The following is a 15,743-nucleotide window of genomic DNA, read 5'->3' on the forward strand; positions in this document are numbered from 1 at the left end:
GCTATTCAACTTGTGTGTTTGAATAAACTTCTTAGTTATGGCATTAAGAATAGTGGAGTGTTTAGTTGGAATTTGGTGTCTAGCACCACTAACATAGATAACCTTGGTATTGTGATGCCGTTTCATAAACTCATACTGATAATGATGAACATAATAGTCCCTTTGCCCATATACGAGAAGAATAGGGCATAAAATAGACGGCAGTTTTTTAGTGCAGTTATAAAATAGTCCTTCTAAATACATTTGATAAAGTATGTCTGCATCTGTTCGCAAAAAATAGTCAGCCATTTCCTTACCGAAGGTTTTGGAGTAGGTGTGTGCATTTGAAATAACATTTGCTAAGAGTTTCATCATCTTCCTCTTTGATGCTGTAATACCTAAAAGAAATTCCCCTCCTAATAATAACGAGTTGACTTCTGAAAATGCTCCTATTAACAATAGTCCCTCTACTAAATTCGGGTATTTTATTGCCGTTTCCATAGCAATAGAAGCACCGTTTGAATATCCACATATGAACACTTTATTAATATCTAGCTGCTGACAAACATCATAAAGATCCCTTGCAAGAAGGGAGAAATTGATGGATGCACCTCCACTATCGCTGTTCCCGTTGCCACGTAAATCTACATATAAAAGACGAAAATCTTTTGATAAAGGAAGCTGCTGTTTGAACGTAATATGACCCATTCCAGGTGGATGAACAAATAAAACGGTTGTAAGTCCAGTACCAATTAATCGGTAATAAATCCTTACATTATCTCTTGTATAAGCAAACCCCATCTCATTACCCTCCATGAACCTGCCTTGAAGTGAAAAACATTATTATTGCACGCACAAAGAATCCAACAACTACTCCTGGAATGACAAAAATCATTGGCAGCCAGACAGGGCCTACGATTACGCTAAACAACTTTATTTTGCCCGATAGCATAAGGCCGACTGTTACAAAATAAGCACAGCTGACAAAAGGTAGGAAGATATAAGGTGATTTTCCTCCTCCTGCATCCTTAAAAGCGTCCCACATCGCAAAAAAATATAAACATGGATAGAACATTAGCCACAAGTAATTCGCTTCTGTTATTGCTCTGTCAATCTCTCCAATAAAGCTATACATGATAATGGAATTGAAGTTAGCTTGGACATTAATTAAGAATTCTAAAAATATAAAAGTTAATCCTTTAATATATTTTTTATTGAGTAATTGGCCAAATCCAGGAAGCGCAATGCTCCATAGTAATCGTTCAAGTGGCTTGTTCATATGGTTTCCCTGTATACGTATGTATGTTCAAATGTTGAAAGCTTTTTCCTTGCATATAAATTCCTCCAGCCATTACTCTCTGTTTAGCTTGGCCTATCACTTCTGAATTATGTTTATTTAACATATATTCCTCATGTAAAAAACGCAGGGAGATTGCAACCTGCGTTTTGGTGTAGGTTTAATATAAGTAAGCCGCTCCGATAATGATAAGAAGAATAAATAAGATGATGAAAAGTGTGAAGCCTGCTCCACCGCCTGCGTCCTTGCCCATTTATACATCTCTCCTTTTGACGTTGATACCATACCTTATGTTACAAACACCCAATGTGTATAGGCGAATGTCCCATATCTATAATAAAAGCCTCTTGATGGTTATAGGACAATTCCCAATGTACATAAAAATAAATAGAGCCTTTTTGATGGTTTAGAGGAGGGTGAAAGGAATGTTCTCTCGTACAAATCGCTTATTGATCCCGTTGCCGAAACCAAAAAATCCGGATCCAAATGGAGCTGCGGCTGTTCAGGAACTGCTCGGCGGAAAGTTTGGTGAAATGTCCACACTCAATAACTACATGTTTCAGTCCATTAATTTTCGCAATAAGAAAAAGTTGAAACCATTTTTTGATCTGGTAGCAAGTATCACAGCAGAGGAATTAGGTCATGTAGAACTGGTAACCACTACTATTAACCTGATGTTAGAAGGTGTTACATATCCTGCACCACCGGATGCAACGCCGTTAAGAGACACAAAAGATTTTCGCAATACTTATCAATATATAGCAACTGCTCAGACTGCTCTCCCAGGAGATTCGATGGGAAGGGCGTGGACCGGAGATAATGTATTCAACAGCGGTAATTTAGTGTTGGATTTACTGCATAACTTTTTTCTGGAATGTGGGGCGAGAACCCATAAAATGAGGGTATATCAGATGACAGATAACCCAGTAGCGCGAGAAATGATCGGATACCTCCTTGTTAGGGGCGGAGTGCATGTTGTGGCATATGCAAAAGCCCTGGAGATTGCGACAGGAGTAGACATTACAAAGCTTGTTCCTATTCCAAGCTTGGAAAATAAAGCGTTTGAAACGACGAGGAAATTCGAAGCCGAAGGAGCCCACCGAAAGTTATATACATTCAGTCCAAGTGATTATAAAGATGTAGCCATGATCTGGAAAGGAAGTCACCCAGTAGATGGAGGGAAGCTTGAAGTTATCCATGGATCACCACCTGGAGGACCAATGCCTGACCTGCAAAGCGTTCCTGAAGAATTCGCACCAGGAATCTCCCAAGAAGACTTCATGGAAATCGCCAAAAGACTCCAAAGATCCGCGGGTATTTAACTATATCTGTATTTATGGGATGGATAAAACATGAGGATTTCTAGCTGTTAATTGGAGCAAATGGCGTAGACTCCAGCGGGAAGTAACGGTAGGTTGAGACTCCGCAGCGCAGGAGGTCACTGAAAAACTGATAAAGTAAAGTTTTTATGATTCCTAGCTGTTGATTGGAGCAAAACGCGAAGACTCCTGAGGGAGATAGCGCTAGGTGGAGACCCCGCAGGCTTTGCCGAGGAGGCTCCAGCAGCGCCCCTAGGAAAGCGAAGCCATTTGCGGAAATCAACAGCGGTGTTTATAAAAATACTAAAATCAAGACTTTTTCAGTGGCCTCGGTGTAGCCGAGGAGGCTCACGTCAGCCCCCAGGAAAGCGAAGCCATTTGCAGAAATTTACAGCGGTCTTTATAAGAACCCTTAAAACAGGCTTGTAGAATCTTTAGTTCTACAAGCTTTTTGTCGTTTCTAACATAAATTTGAAGAAAATTCTATATTCTTGTTGAATAATTCATGCTACTATACAACTATACATAGAAAAAAGTGACCAAAGAGGAGAATGGAACAATCATGAAAAAGAAAGTAATGGCAGGTGCTCTCGTAACTTCCATCATGTTTTCTGGACAAGCTTATGCTTCAGACTACGTAGTAAAATCTGGTGATTCCTTATGGAAGATAGCTAATAATAATCAAGTTTCCGTAAGTAATATTAAGTCATGGAACAACCTTACTAATGATCTAATATATCCAGGGCAAAAACTATTTCTAAAAGCAGGCGGGTCCGCATCACAAACAGCCCCAGCCCCTACTCCAAGCCAGCCTACTTCTAAGACGTACACGATTAAAGCAGGAGATTCTTTATCCATAATAGCTAAGGACCACCAAACAACCTTAGCAAACCTTTTAAAGCTAAATCCATCAATTAAAGACGTTAATAAAATTTATGTAGGGCAAATAATAAATGTAGCAGCACCAAACAGCCAAACACCGGCCCAGCCTGTCACACCTACACCTAGTCCAAGCCAACCAGAGCAGCCTAAAACCAATACATATATCATAAAAAGCGGGGACAACCTTTCCTCTGTTGCCAGTAGACACGGTGTGACCCTAAATGCCTTGTTGTCTGCCAACCCATCAATTAAAGATGCAAACCGTATTTCTATTGGCCAAGTAATTAATATCCCAGGGAATGCTACTACCAATTCTGGTACTGATTCCGCATGGGAAGCGAAAGCAGATGCAATCATTGAAACAGGCAAAAAATATTTGGGTGCTAAGTATTTATATGGTGCGTCAACCAACAGAACTGATGCATTCGATTGTTCTTCCTTTACGGTAAGAGTGTACGCTGAAAACGGAATCAACCTTCCAAGAACATCGGCGCAACAAGCGAATGTAGGAAAAGAAATACCATTAAGTGAGATCCGCAAAGGGGATTTGGTATTTTTTGATACAGAAGGTGATGGGGTCATCAATCATGTTTCTATCGTAACCGATTCCAACACGCTTCTTCATTCAGCCACAAGTACAGGGGTCTCTTTCTCTTCGTATAATACGTACTGGAAACCAAGAGCGGTAAAAGCGGTACGTGTTCTATAAGGGGCAGATGTTTTACAAAATGTTAATATTGCTATCAAACCAATTTAATAATTGGGAAATAAAATGATCTTTGAAAGGTTGTTTCACACTTCTAGCCGTAACACAGCCGTTGTCTTGTCTAACATGTTATGAATTACTCCCCTTTTTCATAATGATTAGATACAATGGAACAACCTTTATCATGATAATTAGACTACGTTCCTGAACTTAATGCCTGGCAAAAAAGAGATGAATCGGATGCATCTCTTTTTTTCATGGCTTTTTTTCTAGAGATAAGAGAGTTTATAATGCGGTTGATTTCCGTTCCAGGCGCTTCGCTTGCCTGCGGGCGGTCCGTGAGCCTCCTCGGCTTACACCTGTGGTGTCTCACCTGTCCCTTCCTCCCGTGGGAGCCTGCGCGCCTTCCCCTACAATCAAAAAGGTTACTTCATTCACCTTAGTCAAAAAAAGCTATCAAACTGGGTTGCTGAAGTATAAATAACTATTTTTCACTCTGATTTCCAGCTGTTGATTGGAGCAAAAGGCGAAGACTCCTAGAAATCACTACGCATTTTCTTCGTGCGATGAATCGCTGCCGAAGCCTTCCTTGTCCTGAGGGAGATAGAGCTAAGTAGAGACCCCACAGGAGTTGCGAGGCCACTGAAAAAATGATAACGTAAAGTTTTTATATATTCCTAGCTGTTGATTGGAGCAAAAGGCGAAGACTCCTGAGGGAGATAGCGCTAGGTGGAGACCCCGCAGGCGTAGCCGAGGAGGCTCCAGCAGCGCCCCTAGGAAAGCGAAGCCATTTGCGGAAATCAACAGCGGTGTTTATAAAAATACTAAAATCAAGACTTTTTCAGTGGCCTCGGCGTTGCTGAGGAGGCTCACGTCAGCCCCTAGAAAAGCGAAGCCATTTGCGGAAATCAACAGCGGTGTTTATAAGAATACTAAAATCAAGACTTTTTCAGTGGCCGGCGTTGCTGAGGAGGCCCACGTCAGCCCCTAGGAAAGCGAAGCCATTTGCAGAAATTAACAGCGAAGCATAACGAAGCAACTCATCTCCTCCTCAAGACTTAGTATCTTTCCGTATAAAGCTGGAAAAGACTGTAGGTAAAAGAATGAAAGAAAACCATTCTACAGTATGTTATCGAAAACAGCGCAAAATTCTATACTAAGAGTGAGAAGAAAACAAAGGAATGATGGAGGATGAAAACAATGTTGACACTATTATTTGGTAGAAAAAATGAGGATATGGCCAAAAAACAGGAAGCCTCAATGGATGAAAAAAGAATAGAAATATACCTGAAAAGTGATATTGTACGGAGATTTTAATGGGAGCTGCTGAAAATTGGTGGCTTCTTTTTTTTCGGGAAGATTTAATTAGAGAATACATTCATTTTTCTGAAAATAAACCTTATAAATGGTATAATAGTGGGAAAAAGACAAAAGATTCATAAAAAGGGTGAATTAGGATTTGGATGAGAGTCTTGAAATCAGAGAGATAGTAGCGGGTAACAAAGATTTATATCATCAGATAATAGATCGCTATAAGGACAAACTGTTTGCAATTGCCTATCATATGTCTGAAAGTGAAGCAGAAGCAGAAAAATTGATAGAAGAAGGCTTTATCAAAGTGTATCAAGACCTGGAAGTATACGATGATTCCATATTTTTTTCTGATTGGCTTTACGAACGGTTTATTCCAATAATAGGTCTGAAGAAAAACACTATGCAACAGGCTAAACTTCCATTTCATAATCCTCATTATATTGAGATGGAAGAAGCGCTTCATTCCTTAACTCCAGAAACAAAGTTTCCGTTTCTTCTAGTTAAGCTATTGGGTTTTACATCAGATAAACTCATCGGGTTCATTGATGCAAGCAAGGAGGAAGTAGAAAAAAATTATGTAAACGCCATAAATCAAATTCGACGTTCCACTTTATCAGTTGATATGGAACAAGCAGGTGAAGATTGCTATAAGGTGGATGAGCTTTCTCAACATTTTGATGGAAAGTTAAACCAGGAAAAGGAACAGGTGATGAAGGATCACTTAGAATTCTGTCCGGATTGTAGAGAAGTATTACATTTGCTAAAACAAGAAGAATCTACGTTAGAGAGAGTTCTGGAATACCCAAAACTTAATGATTCATTTAACGATAAAGTGATGAGTTGCCTTATCCCCTACGTTCCTCCAAAACCAAAGCACCGCACATGGAAATATCAATTTAGTGTAGTAGGAATCGTGGGTGCCGTCTTCCTATTCAGTGTAATAATATTACCAACCCTGAAGCCGTTTGCCTCGATGGTATCGACATATATGGAACACGGAACCATCTATAATGTCTGGACGGAAGGTACATACGCAGTAACCGACAAAGAAATTACTCTTGAAGTCACGAAAGTGGAAATCGACTCTCTTTACATGGCGATTTATTATGAAATCAGTAGAGAAGGAGAAGAAGAAGCGCCTAAAACTTATCCTTTTGAAGATGTAGATTTCTATAGTTACAATCCCTTGAAGATTGTTGATGAATTTGGTAAGCAATATCCCTTTGAAGCGACCATCCCTGATCATCTTCGGTATCCTAAGAGTCCTGATGAAGAGGAAGGGGAGGAAAAAGAAAGACCATACTTTCTTGTGAAAATGCCAGAGGATCTGCCTGATGAGTTTAATTTGGAAATAAACTTTGCTCAACTGCAGGGACAGTATGGAAAATGGAATCTGGAAATTCCAATAAGGTATGACAAGGTAGAAGACACGGCTGTAACGGTCAAGCTGGACAAGAAAATGACCATAGCAGATAAAATAGTCGTCGAACTGATGGATGCTACCTATAGTAAAAACGGAACTAGAATAATGTATTCCATTAACCACACAGAAGAAGAGGAAGCCAGAATAATAGAGCTTTTGAAAGAACATGATCAAGAATATAGAATGCAAGAAATAATTCAGGGACGTCATGTCGGTCTAAACGTAACAACGGAAGATGAACACTTTGTATTGCCTAACTACTATCATTTTGGGGAACCTCCCAATCCTAATGAACCGATAGAGGTACATTACTCGCATTATTATATGGGGAATGAAGAACAGCAACGTATGGGGGAACACCATCTACAGGGAAAACTAGAAAATCCAATGGAAGAACTTTTCATACAAATGATGGGGGCTTCCGTCCAGGAGCCGGCATTTTTCTCTATGGAAATCCCTCTTAAAGAAACAGAAGCTACGCCTATAGAAGGTACTATCAATAGTTATAAGGTCTTGGATTACAGTCTTACCGCAGTTAAGAATCATTCTGGGGATATCAGCAAGTATACCTTAATAATTAATGGAGAAAGTCAACAAAGCGGAGTGAATGGAGATATTGGTTGGGATATAACCGATAAATCTGGGAATTACATCCCTACAGAGGGCTGGTATCATCATGAAGACATGCATAAAGAAGGTCCAAAAAGATTACTCCATGTTGATATTGTTCCAGATTACAATCAAGGTGAGTTCCCTGAAAATCTCGTGATAAAAGCAGACTACATTTTTACTTATTACAATGAAATAGAAGGTGAAAAATTCCGTTTGTTTAACAAAGGGGAAATAATAGATAGTGAGACAGACTGATGGATGAATTAGCCAATGTTAAGAAAGTACTAGAAGGTGAATTGCAAGCTTTTGAATCAATCATGGAGAAATATAAAAACAGCGTTTATAGGCTGGCATGCTGGTGGACAGGTAGTCCAGAACTTGCAGCAAGAGTAACAACCGACTGTTTTGTAAAAGTATATAATCAACTATCAACCTTTCAGGAAAAGGAATTGTTCTCGTTTTGGCTGTATCAAGAGGTGATATCACTCCTGAAAGAATTCCCTGTATTAGAGAATGGAGAGGGCTTTGGCAATTGGCTATCTTATAACCCGCATCATATACAAGTGCAGGATGAGGTATTATCTCTACGTAAGGAGTGTAGAGTTCCCTTACTATTATCCTATTTACTTATAGAATTAAATGATGAACAGAAAGCGACCCTTTCTGAAAATAGTCTTATAGATTACAATGGGTTTTTGTTAGAAGCGAAAAAAGAAATTCGTCACAACTTTGTTACTCTAAGTGAGAAGTCTACAGAAGCATGCTTGGAGATGGAAGAACTTATACATTATCAGGTGGAAATTCTAGCGAATTCGGAAAAGAACCGAATGGACGACCATCTGGAATTCTGCCCAGAATGCAGGGATTTGCTTCTGTTTCTAAAGCGAGAAGAGAGTATGTTGCAGCATGTCCTACAAGCGCCGTCACTGGATAGGGAGATTAATGTAAGGGTCTTAGAACAGTTGACACCATACACAGTCAAGACACCCAAACAAAGGACATGGGCATATCAGTTCGGTGTTATTGGTGTGATGGTTGCTCTATTTGTAGGTGGGTTTGTAGTTCTGCCGACTGTTATCCCTTGGGCTAAGATGGTAAGCAATTATTTAAACTTTGGCAGTTTTTATAATGTGTGGGCAGAAGGAACTTACACGGCCACAGACAATGATATTACGGTTGAAATTTCCGGTATAGAAGTAGACCCTTTACATATGGTGGTTAACTATGAGGTGTCAAGTGAAGACAAGAAAGGTGGTGCTGGTGGAGTTGACAGGTTTTCCGTTTATGCAGTAGATGAAGAGGGGAAAATCTATCCCATGGAGGCGGCCTCACCCAGTGATATTCTTTTGGAGATGAGTGGATCATTCCAGGAACGTTTAGCTGACTCTAAGTTTTATGTAAGAGCCCTAAATGAAAATGCATTGCCTGATAAATTCACACTTAGTATTGAATATCACATGTTGAACGGATGGGGTGGAGATTGGCAGATTGAAGTTCCAATAGAATATGACAAGGCCATGGGAGAAGTAGAAGTGCTGGAATTGAATGAAACACTAATTATTGATGAGAAAATAGAGGTAGAGGTGCTTTCTTTAGAAAAAGGGAAGCATGGCAGCAGGTTAAAATATGATGTAAGGCTGAAAGAGGAAGAAATAAAGAGGATTGAAACCAATCTTAAAAAGACGAACCAGAAATATGATCAGCACTTTTTCATGAGTTACCACGATGTGTTTGCCTCTGTATTACTTGTCAATAATGAAGATGACTATCTTGTTCCAATCGGCTATCCTTCTTTTAACAATGAGAGCGCTCCTTTTCAGCTTGAATTTTCAAATCTATACGCCGATCGGAACTTTTTGAATCTTAAAGGGAAAGCAGATAAAGGGGAGAAGCTGAATGCAGAGATTAGAGCCATTTACTATCATGAACCTGGCTTTTATTCTCTTACCGTTCCTTTAGAAGAAACAACAAAGCAACCATTGAATATAGATTTAGATGGATATACAATGAACGAGCTTTCTGTGAAAAGGCAGGGAGGGGAACCAACCAATGTTCTTATTTCAGGTGAACGAACACAAAATGATAAAATTCGTTCTTTCCATTGGGAATTCTTTGATGAGAATGGGCAAAGTTTGAGTGTATACAATACGTCTGACTATGGCTGGCAGGACCGTGAAAACAGGATAAGCAGATTAGAATTGATAAACGTGGATGTTGATGCTGAAGAATCGCAATTAATGATACAAGCTACTCAAATATCAAACGATTATCTTTTCAAAGAAAAGGAACATAGAATCCCACTAAATTAGTTTATATAATTGTATGGTTGGTGTTTGTTTGTCCCAATCGTTCAGTTTCTTGGTATAATGAGATAAAGATGAAGTGGACGATGAAGGAGTATTCAATATGAATGAAAAAGCAATTCAAACATTTCGAGATTGTATCCCGCTATTCCAAGTACTTGCGGACGAAGCAAGACAGGACATTATTTTATTATTGGCAGAAGAAGAAGCATTGACTGTTACAGAAATTGCAGAAGCATCCAGACTTTCCAGGCCAGCAATCTCTCATCACCTGAAAATATTACGTGATAATAAGCTAGTTGAAATTGAGCAAAAAGGAACGCAACGGATTTACTCCTTGAGTTTGGAAACATCTGTTGCAATGCTTAAAGACTTGATTGAAATTGTCGAGAGTGAGTGTCTATAGTAAGTAAAAAAACAGCCATATGATGTGGCTGTTTTTCTTTAAGTAACTATTCGTTACAACGCAAATTGAAAACGTTATAATAGTAGTATTATAAGGAAGGACGTGTTGTTGGATGGAAATGAAACTTAATGGAAAAACGGCTCTTGTTATGGCTTCTAGCCAAGGGCTTGGAAAGGCAATTGCCGCATCTCTCATTGAAGAAGGAGTCAATGTGGTCCTTGCGAGTAGAAATGAAGAAAAGTTAGCTGATGTGCAAAGTGAACTATCGAAAAAAAATGGTGGTCGAGCCTCCTATATTCCAACTGATATTACAGATTCTTCTCAAATTCAACGTGCCGTTCAACATGCGGTAGATACATATGGTCAACTTGATATTTTGGTAAATAACGCGGGTGGCCCCCCTGCCGGTTCATTTGAACAGATCACAGATGAACAGTGGCAGCAGGCTTTTGAATTGAATCTATTAAGCTATATTCGAACCATACGGGAAGCACTTCCCCACTTAAAGAAAAACGGAGGGAAAATCATCAATATCGCTTCTTCTTCTATCAAGGAACCCATTCCAGGTCTATTACTATCCAATACGTTTCGCACAGGTATCGTTGGATTAACAAAGACGCTTGCAAGTGAGCTAGCGGGAGATAACATTTTGATCAATACAGTCGCACCAGGAAGAATTGCTACAGACAGAGTGGCGTTTTTAGATGAAGTGAATGCGGAAAAACAGGGTATGACGAAAGCGGAGATGGAAGAGAAAGTCAAAGAGGGAATTCCGCTTGGTCGTTACGGTGATCCGGAGGAATTTGCCAAGGTGGTAACATTTTTAGTTTCTGATGCAAACAGCTATATGACTGGCAGCTCGTTCTTGGTCGATGGCGGGATGGTAAAATCTATATAAAAGAATGGTTATGGTTAGAGAGAAAGGAAGCTAGGGAGTTATGAAGAATTTGTTATTGTTGATACTTGGAGGATTTGCAATAGGTATTATCTTGGGCGTTTTGAATGTTCAATTCAACTTCTGGATATTTGTTGTCCTTCTTGTTTTAGCATTTATTGCATTATCCTACAGGGATGTTAAATATATGTTTTTGTCCCGGGATGTGGAGAAGATAGAGACATATTTAGAAAAAAAACGTCATGAGCCGTACTATGGGTTTGTATTAGAATTGGCAGACGGGAATATGACTGGTGCCAAGAAAGAGTTGGAGGAGCTTGAACGAAAGTGGAAAGGGAAAAAGACTGCAGTCTTTTGGGCTCAGTATAACTTAAGGGCCGGCAACTATTCAATGGCGAAAGAGCAGGTTGCGAAAGTCGAACAGGCGGAGATTAAGACGTATATCACCGCAGGAATTGCCGTGGCTGAAAAAAATTACAAGAAGGCAGAAGAGCTAAAAGGGGAATTAAGAAAAGATTGGATGAAGTTTGCCATCGACACGGAACTTGCTCTAAGCCGCAAGAACTATACACTAGCTAAAGAAAAGAAGGAACAGGCATTAGCGTCCACAAAAGGGTTGCAATATTATATGATGTTCAAGGAGTTTCAAGAAATATAATCAGAGAAACTCCTTGACAGGAAGGCACGGACAAATTTACACTTGGGGTAGACATTAGTTGTTAGAAAATTTTCAGTATTGAGGTAATGCATATGGTACTAGCGATAGATCGACGAATTGGCAAGTATGCAATACTTCTTGCGATGAACGGAGACCAGGATAGTTTGCCGATAGCAACTCCGCCACAATGGAAAAGATGTATGGGGAAAGTCGGTTCTATGGATTCTCAAAAAGTGGTAGCAGCCATTGAAACTGCTGCCAAGCGTGAAGGCATTATCAAATCTGATGGATACCGGGAAACACATGCACTTTATCATGCCATCATGGATGCTCTGAGTGGAGTGACACGCGGTCAAGTCCAGCTTGGCTCTGTCATGAGGACCGTTGGCTTGCGTTTTGCCGTCGTAAGAGGGAATCCTTATGAGGATCTAGAGGAAGGCGACTGGATTGCAGTTGCGCTTTATGGGACGATTGGCGCTCCTGTCAGGGGTTCAGAACATGAAACGATTGGTCTTGGAATAAATCACATTTAAATATTTTTGCCCATAGTTGAGGATAAATAGGGGGCTGTACTTTGAACATATTATATGGTCGAAGTATGGCCTCTTTTTGTGTGGGAAAAGGGGGAAGTTGTCTATGGAGAAACAGCGGGAAAAGGGGAGAGTTGCAATGATTACATTAAATGGCGAATCGTTGACGCTTGAAAAGTTGAATAGAATTTTATTCGAAAACCATCAGGTGGAACCAAGTCAAGACGCAATGGTGAAGGTTGTCGCTAGTAGGGCAGCAGTGGAAAACATTGTGCATAAAGGGGAAGTGGTTTACGGAATCACAACTGGCTTTGGTAAATTCAGTGATGTTTTGATTCCATTTGAAGAAACGGCAGATTTACAACGGAATCTCATTCACTCTCACGCTTGCGGAGTAGGTGAAGCATTTGATGAGGTGATAGGGCGTGCGATGTTGGTATTACGAGCAAATGCCCTTTTAAAAGGGTATTCCGGAGTTCGTCCGATTGTCATTGAACGTCTATTAAAATATGTGAATGAAGGAATACATCCTGTCGTTCCCCAGCAAGGGTCGCTTGGGGCAAGTGGAGATCTTGCACCTTTGTCCCATTTGGTATTGACCTTGCTTGGTGAGGGGGAAGTATTTTATGAAGGAAAAAGAAGAGATACTGCAAGTGTTTTGGCTGAAACAGGGATTAACCCCATTGAATTGAAGGCAAAAGAAGGCCTTGCTTTAATTAACGGGACTCAGGCGATGACTGCTGTAGGGGTTGTTGCATACTTAGAAGCGGAGAAGTTAGCTTTTCAAGCGGAGTCGATTGCAGCAATGACTTTTGAGGGGCTTGAGGGAATTGTGGATGCCTTGGATCATGATGTTCATAGGGTCCGAGGTTATCAAGAACAAGTGGATGTAGCGGAGCGGTTTCGGAAGTTGTTGGATGGAAGCAAACTTGTGACAAGGCAGGGAGAAAAGCGTGTGCAGGATGCCTATTCACTTAGGTGTATTCCACAAGTGCATGGTGCATCCTGGCAGGTTCTGGGTTATGTGAAGGAGAAGCTGGAGATAGAAATCAATGCAGCAACAGATAATCCTTTAATTTTCGATGATGGAGGCAAGGTGATTTCAGGCGGAAACTTCCATGGGCAGCCTATTGCCTTTGCGATGGACTTTCTGAAGCTTGGGATGGCGGAGCTTGCTAATATTTCTGAACGAAGAATTGAACGGTTGGTTAATCCGCAGTTAAATGACTTGCCACCATTCTTAAGTCCGAAGCCAGGTCTTCAATCAGGAGCAATGATCATGCAGTATTGTGCTGCATCGCTAGTTTCAGAGAATAAGACATTAGCTCACCCGGCAAGTGTGGACTCTATTCCGTCCTCTGCCAATCAAGAAGATCATGTGAGCATGGGAACGATTGGAGCAAGGCATGCCTATCAAATCGTCGCCAATGTGAGGAGAGTACTTGCCATCGAATGGATGTGTGCCATGCAAGCCCTTGAATTCCGGGGAGTCTTCCTATCTGCACCACTCATGCAAAAATGGTACCAAGAAGGGCGCAACATCGTCCCAAGCATCACCGAAGACCGTATCTTCTCAAAAGACATCGAAGCTCTGGCTGCGTGGATGAAGGATGAGGGCAGCGTTCTATGTAGAGCGTGAAATTCCTAGGGGGGTCTGACCCCCCTCAGAAATTTAATACTCCCGCAACAATTCTGTAACATTACCAAAAACCAATATATTTAATTCTATTAAAAGGGGATGAATTGAAATGGAAAAGGAAATGGTGAAGGTTATTCGTGCGCCTAGGGGCAGTGAGTTAAATACGAAGGGGTGGGTGCAGGAGGCTGCATTGCGTATGCTCATGAACAACTTAGACCCGGAAGTGGCAGAAATACCGGAGGAGTTAGTGGTGTATGGTGGAATCGGGAAAGCGGCAAGAAACTGGGAAAGTTTTGACGCCATTGTGGAATCGCTTAAAAACTTGGAAGAAGACGAAACCTTATTAGTACAATCAGGAAAACCGGTTGCTGTGTTCCGCAGTCATGCAGATGCGCCACGCGTATTGCTCGCAAACTCCAACCTTGTGCCAAAGTGGGCTAATTGGGACCATTTTCATGAGCTAGATCAAAAAGGGCTGATGATGTACGGCCAAATGACAGCAGGCTCTTGGATATATATCGGTACGCAAGGTATCCTTCAGGGCACTTATGAAACATTTGCAGAAGCAGCTAAACAATTCTTTAACAATACACTGAAGGGCACGATTACTGTAACGGCCGGTCTTGGAGGCATGGGCGGTGCACAGCCGCTTGCCGTCACCATGAATAACGGTGTTTGTATTGCCATTGAAGTAGATGAACATCGTATGGATCGTCGCATTGAGACGAGATATTGCGACATAAAGGTCAAAACTGTGGATGAAGCCATTCAAAAAGCAGAAGAATATAAGAAACTAGGAAAGCCTTTATCTATTGGACTACTAGGAAATGCAGCAGAAATACTACCACAATTAGTGGAAAAAGGTTTCACACCAGACCTTTTAACAGACCAAACTTCTGCACATGACCCGTTAAATGGGTATATTCCAATTGGAATGACTTTAGAAGATGCAGCAAAACTAAGAAAAGAAGAACCTGCACAGTATGTGAAACTGGCAAAAGAAAGCATGGCCGTGCATGTGAAAGCAATGCTTGAACTGCAACAAAAAGGCGCGATCACTTTTGATTATGGAAACAATATCCGTCAAGTCGCTTTAGACGAAGGTGTGGAAAATGCCTTTGATTTTCCAGGATTTGTTCCAGCATTCATTCGTCCTCAATTTTGCGAAGGGAAAGGTCCTTTCCGCTGGGTGGCGATATCTGGGGACCCAGAAGATATTTATAAAACAGATGAGGTTATTTTAAGAGAGTTTTCCGATAACAAACATCTTTGCAATTGGATTAAGATGGCAAGAGAAAAAGTGGCATTCCAAGGGCTGCCTTCAAGAATCTGTTGGCTCGGTTATGGCGAGCGTGCACGTTTTGGAAAAATCATTAATGAAATGGTAGCAAGAGGCGAGCTTTCAGCACCGATTGTCATCGGTCGCGACCATTTGGACTGCGGATCTGTGGCATCTCCCAATCGTGAAACAGAGGCAATGCTTGATGGCAGTGACGCGGTAGCAGACTGGCCGATATTGAATGCTCTTATCAATGGTGTAAATGGTGCAAGTTGGGTTTCCGTTCATCACGGTGGTGGAGTGGGAATGGGGTATTCTCTTCATGCAGGAATGGTCATTGTAGCAGATGGAACGGAAGCTGCAGGAAGACGCTTAGAACGAGTGTTGACTTCAGATCCGGGAATGGGTGTTGTGAGACATGCGGATGCAGGGTATGATCTTGCGAAAAAAGTGGCCAAAGAAAAAGGCGTGCACATTCCTTTGCTAAAGGAGAGTGAGTAA

General features: G+C 40.9%; 14 protein-coding genes. 10 read left to right on the top strand and 4 right to left on the bottom strand.

Annotation, left to right across the window (positions count from 1 at the left end; genetic code table 11):
* The 4 genes from AAV98_RS17345 to AAV98_RS20080 form a co-directional block, all read right to left on the bottom strand.
* On the bottom strand, positions 1-780 hold a 780-nt coding region (locus tag AAV98_RS17345), incomplete at its 3' end, for an alpha/beta fold hydrolase (protein WP_060666794.1).
* 4 nt (positions 781-784) lie between these two features.
* Positions 785-1,258 (bottom strand): hypothetical protein, encoded by a 474-nt coding sequence (locus tag AAV98_RS17350; RefSeq protein WP_060666795.1) that lies wholly within the window; start codon positions 1,256-1,258, stop codon positions 785-787.
* Positions 1,242-1,382, bottom strand: coding sequence for a hypothetical protein (locus AAV98_RS20615; protein WP_197284324.1), 141 nt, complete (start codon positions 1,380-1,382; stop codon positions 1,242-1,244). Before AAV98_RS20615 ends, AAV98_RS17350 begins: the two co-directional genes overlap by 17 nt.
* A 54-nt stretch (positions 1,383-1,436) precedes the next feature.
* Positions 1,437-1,529, bottom strand: coding sequence for a YjcZ family sporulation protein (locus AAV98_RS20080; RefSeq protein ID WP_082380944.1), 93 nt, complete (start codon positions 1,527-1,529; stop codon positions 1,437-1,439).
* 172 nt (positions 1,530-1,701) lie between these two features.
* On the opposite strand from AAV98_RS20080, the gene AAV98_RS17355 reads away from it, so the two are divergent.
* From AAV98_RS17355 to hutU, 10 genes are all read left to right on the top strand, one after another.
* On the top strand, positions 1,702-2,598 hold the full coding sequence (locus AAV98_RS17355; protein WP_060666796.1) for a manganese catalase family protein: 897 nt from the start codon (positions 1,702-1,704) through the stop codon (positions 2,596-2,598).
* Positions 2,599-3,157: 559 nt separating this feature from the next.
* Positions 3,158-4,186: a C40 family peptidase gene (locus AAV98_RS17360; RefSeq protein ID WP_060666797.1), complete on the top strand. Its 1,029-nt coding sequence runs from the start codon at positions 3,158-3,160 to the stop codon at positions 4,184-4,186.
* A gap of 1,456 nt (positions 4,187-5,642) precedes the next feature.
* On the top strand, positions 5,643-7,787 hold the full coding sequence (locus AAV98_RS17365) for a sigma factor (protein WP_060666798.1): 2,145 nt from the start codon (positions 5,643-5,645) through the stop codon (positions 7,785-7,787).
* Entirely contained in the window at positions 7,787-9,841 is a 2,055-nt protein-coding gene (locus AAV98_RS17370) for a hypothetical protein (protein ID WP_060666799.1), read from the top strand. Before AAV98_RS17365 ends, AAV98_RS17370 begins: the two co-directional genes overlap by 1 nt.
* Before the next feature lie 97 nt (positions 9,842-9,938).
* The gene (locus tag AAV98_RS17375) at positions 9,939-10,241 is read left to right on the top strand and encodes an ArsR/SmtB family transcription factor (protein WP_060666800.1); all 303 of its coding nucleotides are present in this window, start codon (positions 9,939-9,941) and stop codon (positions 10,239-10,241) included.
* Between the two features lie 112 nt (positions 10,242-10,353).
* Positions 10,354-11,139 (top strand): SDR family oxidoreductase, encoded by a 786-nt coding sequence (locus tag AAV98_RS17380; RefSeq protein ID WP_060666801.1) that lies wholly within the window; start codon positions 10,354-10,356, stop codon positions 11,137-11,139.
* Positions 11,140-11,179: 40 nt separating this feature from the next.
* The gene (locus AAV98_RS17385; RefSeq protein WP_060666802.1) at positions 11,180-11,794 is read left to right on the top strand and encodes a hypothetical protein; all 615 of its coding nucleotides are present in this window, start codon (positions 11,180-11,182) and stop codon (positions 11,792-11,794) included.
* Between the two features lie 92 nt (positions 11,795-11,886).
* A complete protein-coding gene (gene hutP / locus AAV98_RS17390) occupies positions 11,887-12,327 on the top strand; it encodes a hut operon transcriptional regulator HutP (RefSeq protein WP_060666803.1) in 441 nt (146 codons plus the stop codon).
* A gap of 136 nt (positions 12,328-12,463) precedes the next feature.
* A complete protein-coding gene (gene hutH, locus AAV98_RS17395; protein WP_060666825.1) occupies positions 12,464-13,963 on the top strand; it encodes a histidine ammonia-lyase in 1,500 nt (499 codons plus the stop codon).
* 121 nt (positions 13,964-14,084) lie between these two features.
* Positions 14,085-15,743: a urocanate hydratase gene (gene hutU / locus AAV98_RS17400; protein WP_442853691.1), complete on the top strand. Its 1,659-nt coding sequence runs from the start codon at positions 14,085-14,087 to the stop codon at positions 15,741-15,743.

Origin of the sequence: Bacillus sp. CHD6a, from assembly GCF_001293645.1 — a bacterium.
Lineage (GTDB): Bacteria > Bacillota > Bacilli > Bacillales > Bacillaceae_I > Sutcliffiella_A.

Bases quoted from the DNA above. Each gene is read 5' to 3' on its own strand.
- AAV98_RS20080 (WP_082380944.1), bottom strand. From the start codon at position 1,529: ATGGGCAAGGACGCAGGCGGTGGAGCAGGCTTCACACTTTTCATCATC.
- AAV98_RS17360 (WP_060666797.1), top strand. From the start codon at position 3,158: ATGAAAAAGAAAGTAATGGCAGGTGCTCTCGTAACTTCCATCATGTTT.
- hutP (WP_060666803.1), top strand. From the start codon at position 11,887: ATGGTACTAGCGATAGATCGACGAATTGGCAAGTATGCAATACTTCTT.
- AAV98_RS17350 (WP_060666795.1), bottom strand. From the start codon at position 1,258: ATGAACAAGCCACTTGAACGATTACTATGGAGCATTGCGCTTCCTGGA.
- hutU (WP_442853691.1), top strand. From the start codon at position 14,085: ATGGTGAAGGTTATTCGTGCGCCTAGGGGCAGTGAGTTAAATACGAAG.
- AAV98_RS20615 (WP_197284324.1), bottom strand. From the start codon at position 1,382: ATGTTAAATAAACATAATTCAGAAGTGATAGGCCAAGCTAAACAGAGA.
- AAV98_RS17380 (WP_060666801.1), top strand. From the start codon at position 10,354: ATGGAAATGAAACTTAATGGAAAAACGGCTCTTGTTATGGCTTCTAGC.
- hutH (WP_060666825.1), top strand. From the start codon at position 12,464: ATGATTACATTAAATGGCGAATCGTTGACGCTTGAAAAGTTGAATAGA.
- AAV98_RS17385 (WP_060666802.1), top strand. From the start codon at position 11,180: ATGAAGAATTTGTTATTGTTGATACTTGGAGGATTTGCAATAGGTATT.
- AAV98_RS17355 (WP_060666796.1), top strand. From the start codon at position 1,702: ATGTTCTCTCGTACAAATCGCTTATTGATCCCGTTGCCGAAACCAAAA.
- AAV98_RS17370 (WP_060666799.1), top strand. From the start codon at position 7,787: ATGGATGAATTAGCCAATGTTAAGAAAGTACTAGAAGGTGAATTGCAA.
- AAV98_RS17375 (WP_060666800.1), top strand. From the start codon at position 9,939: ATGAATGAAAAAGCAATTCAAACATTTCGAGATTGTATCCCGCTATTC.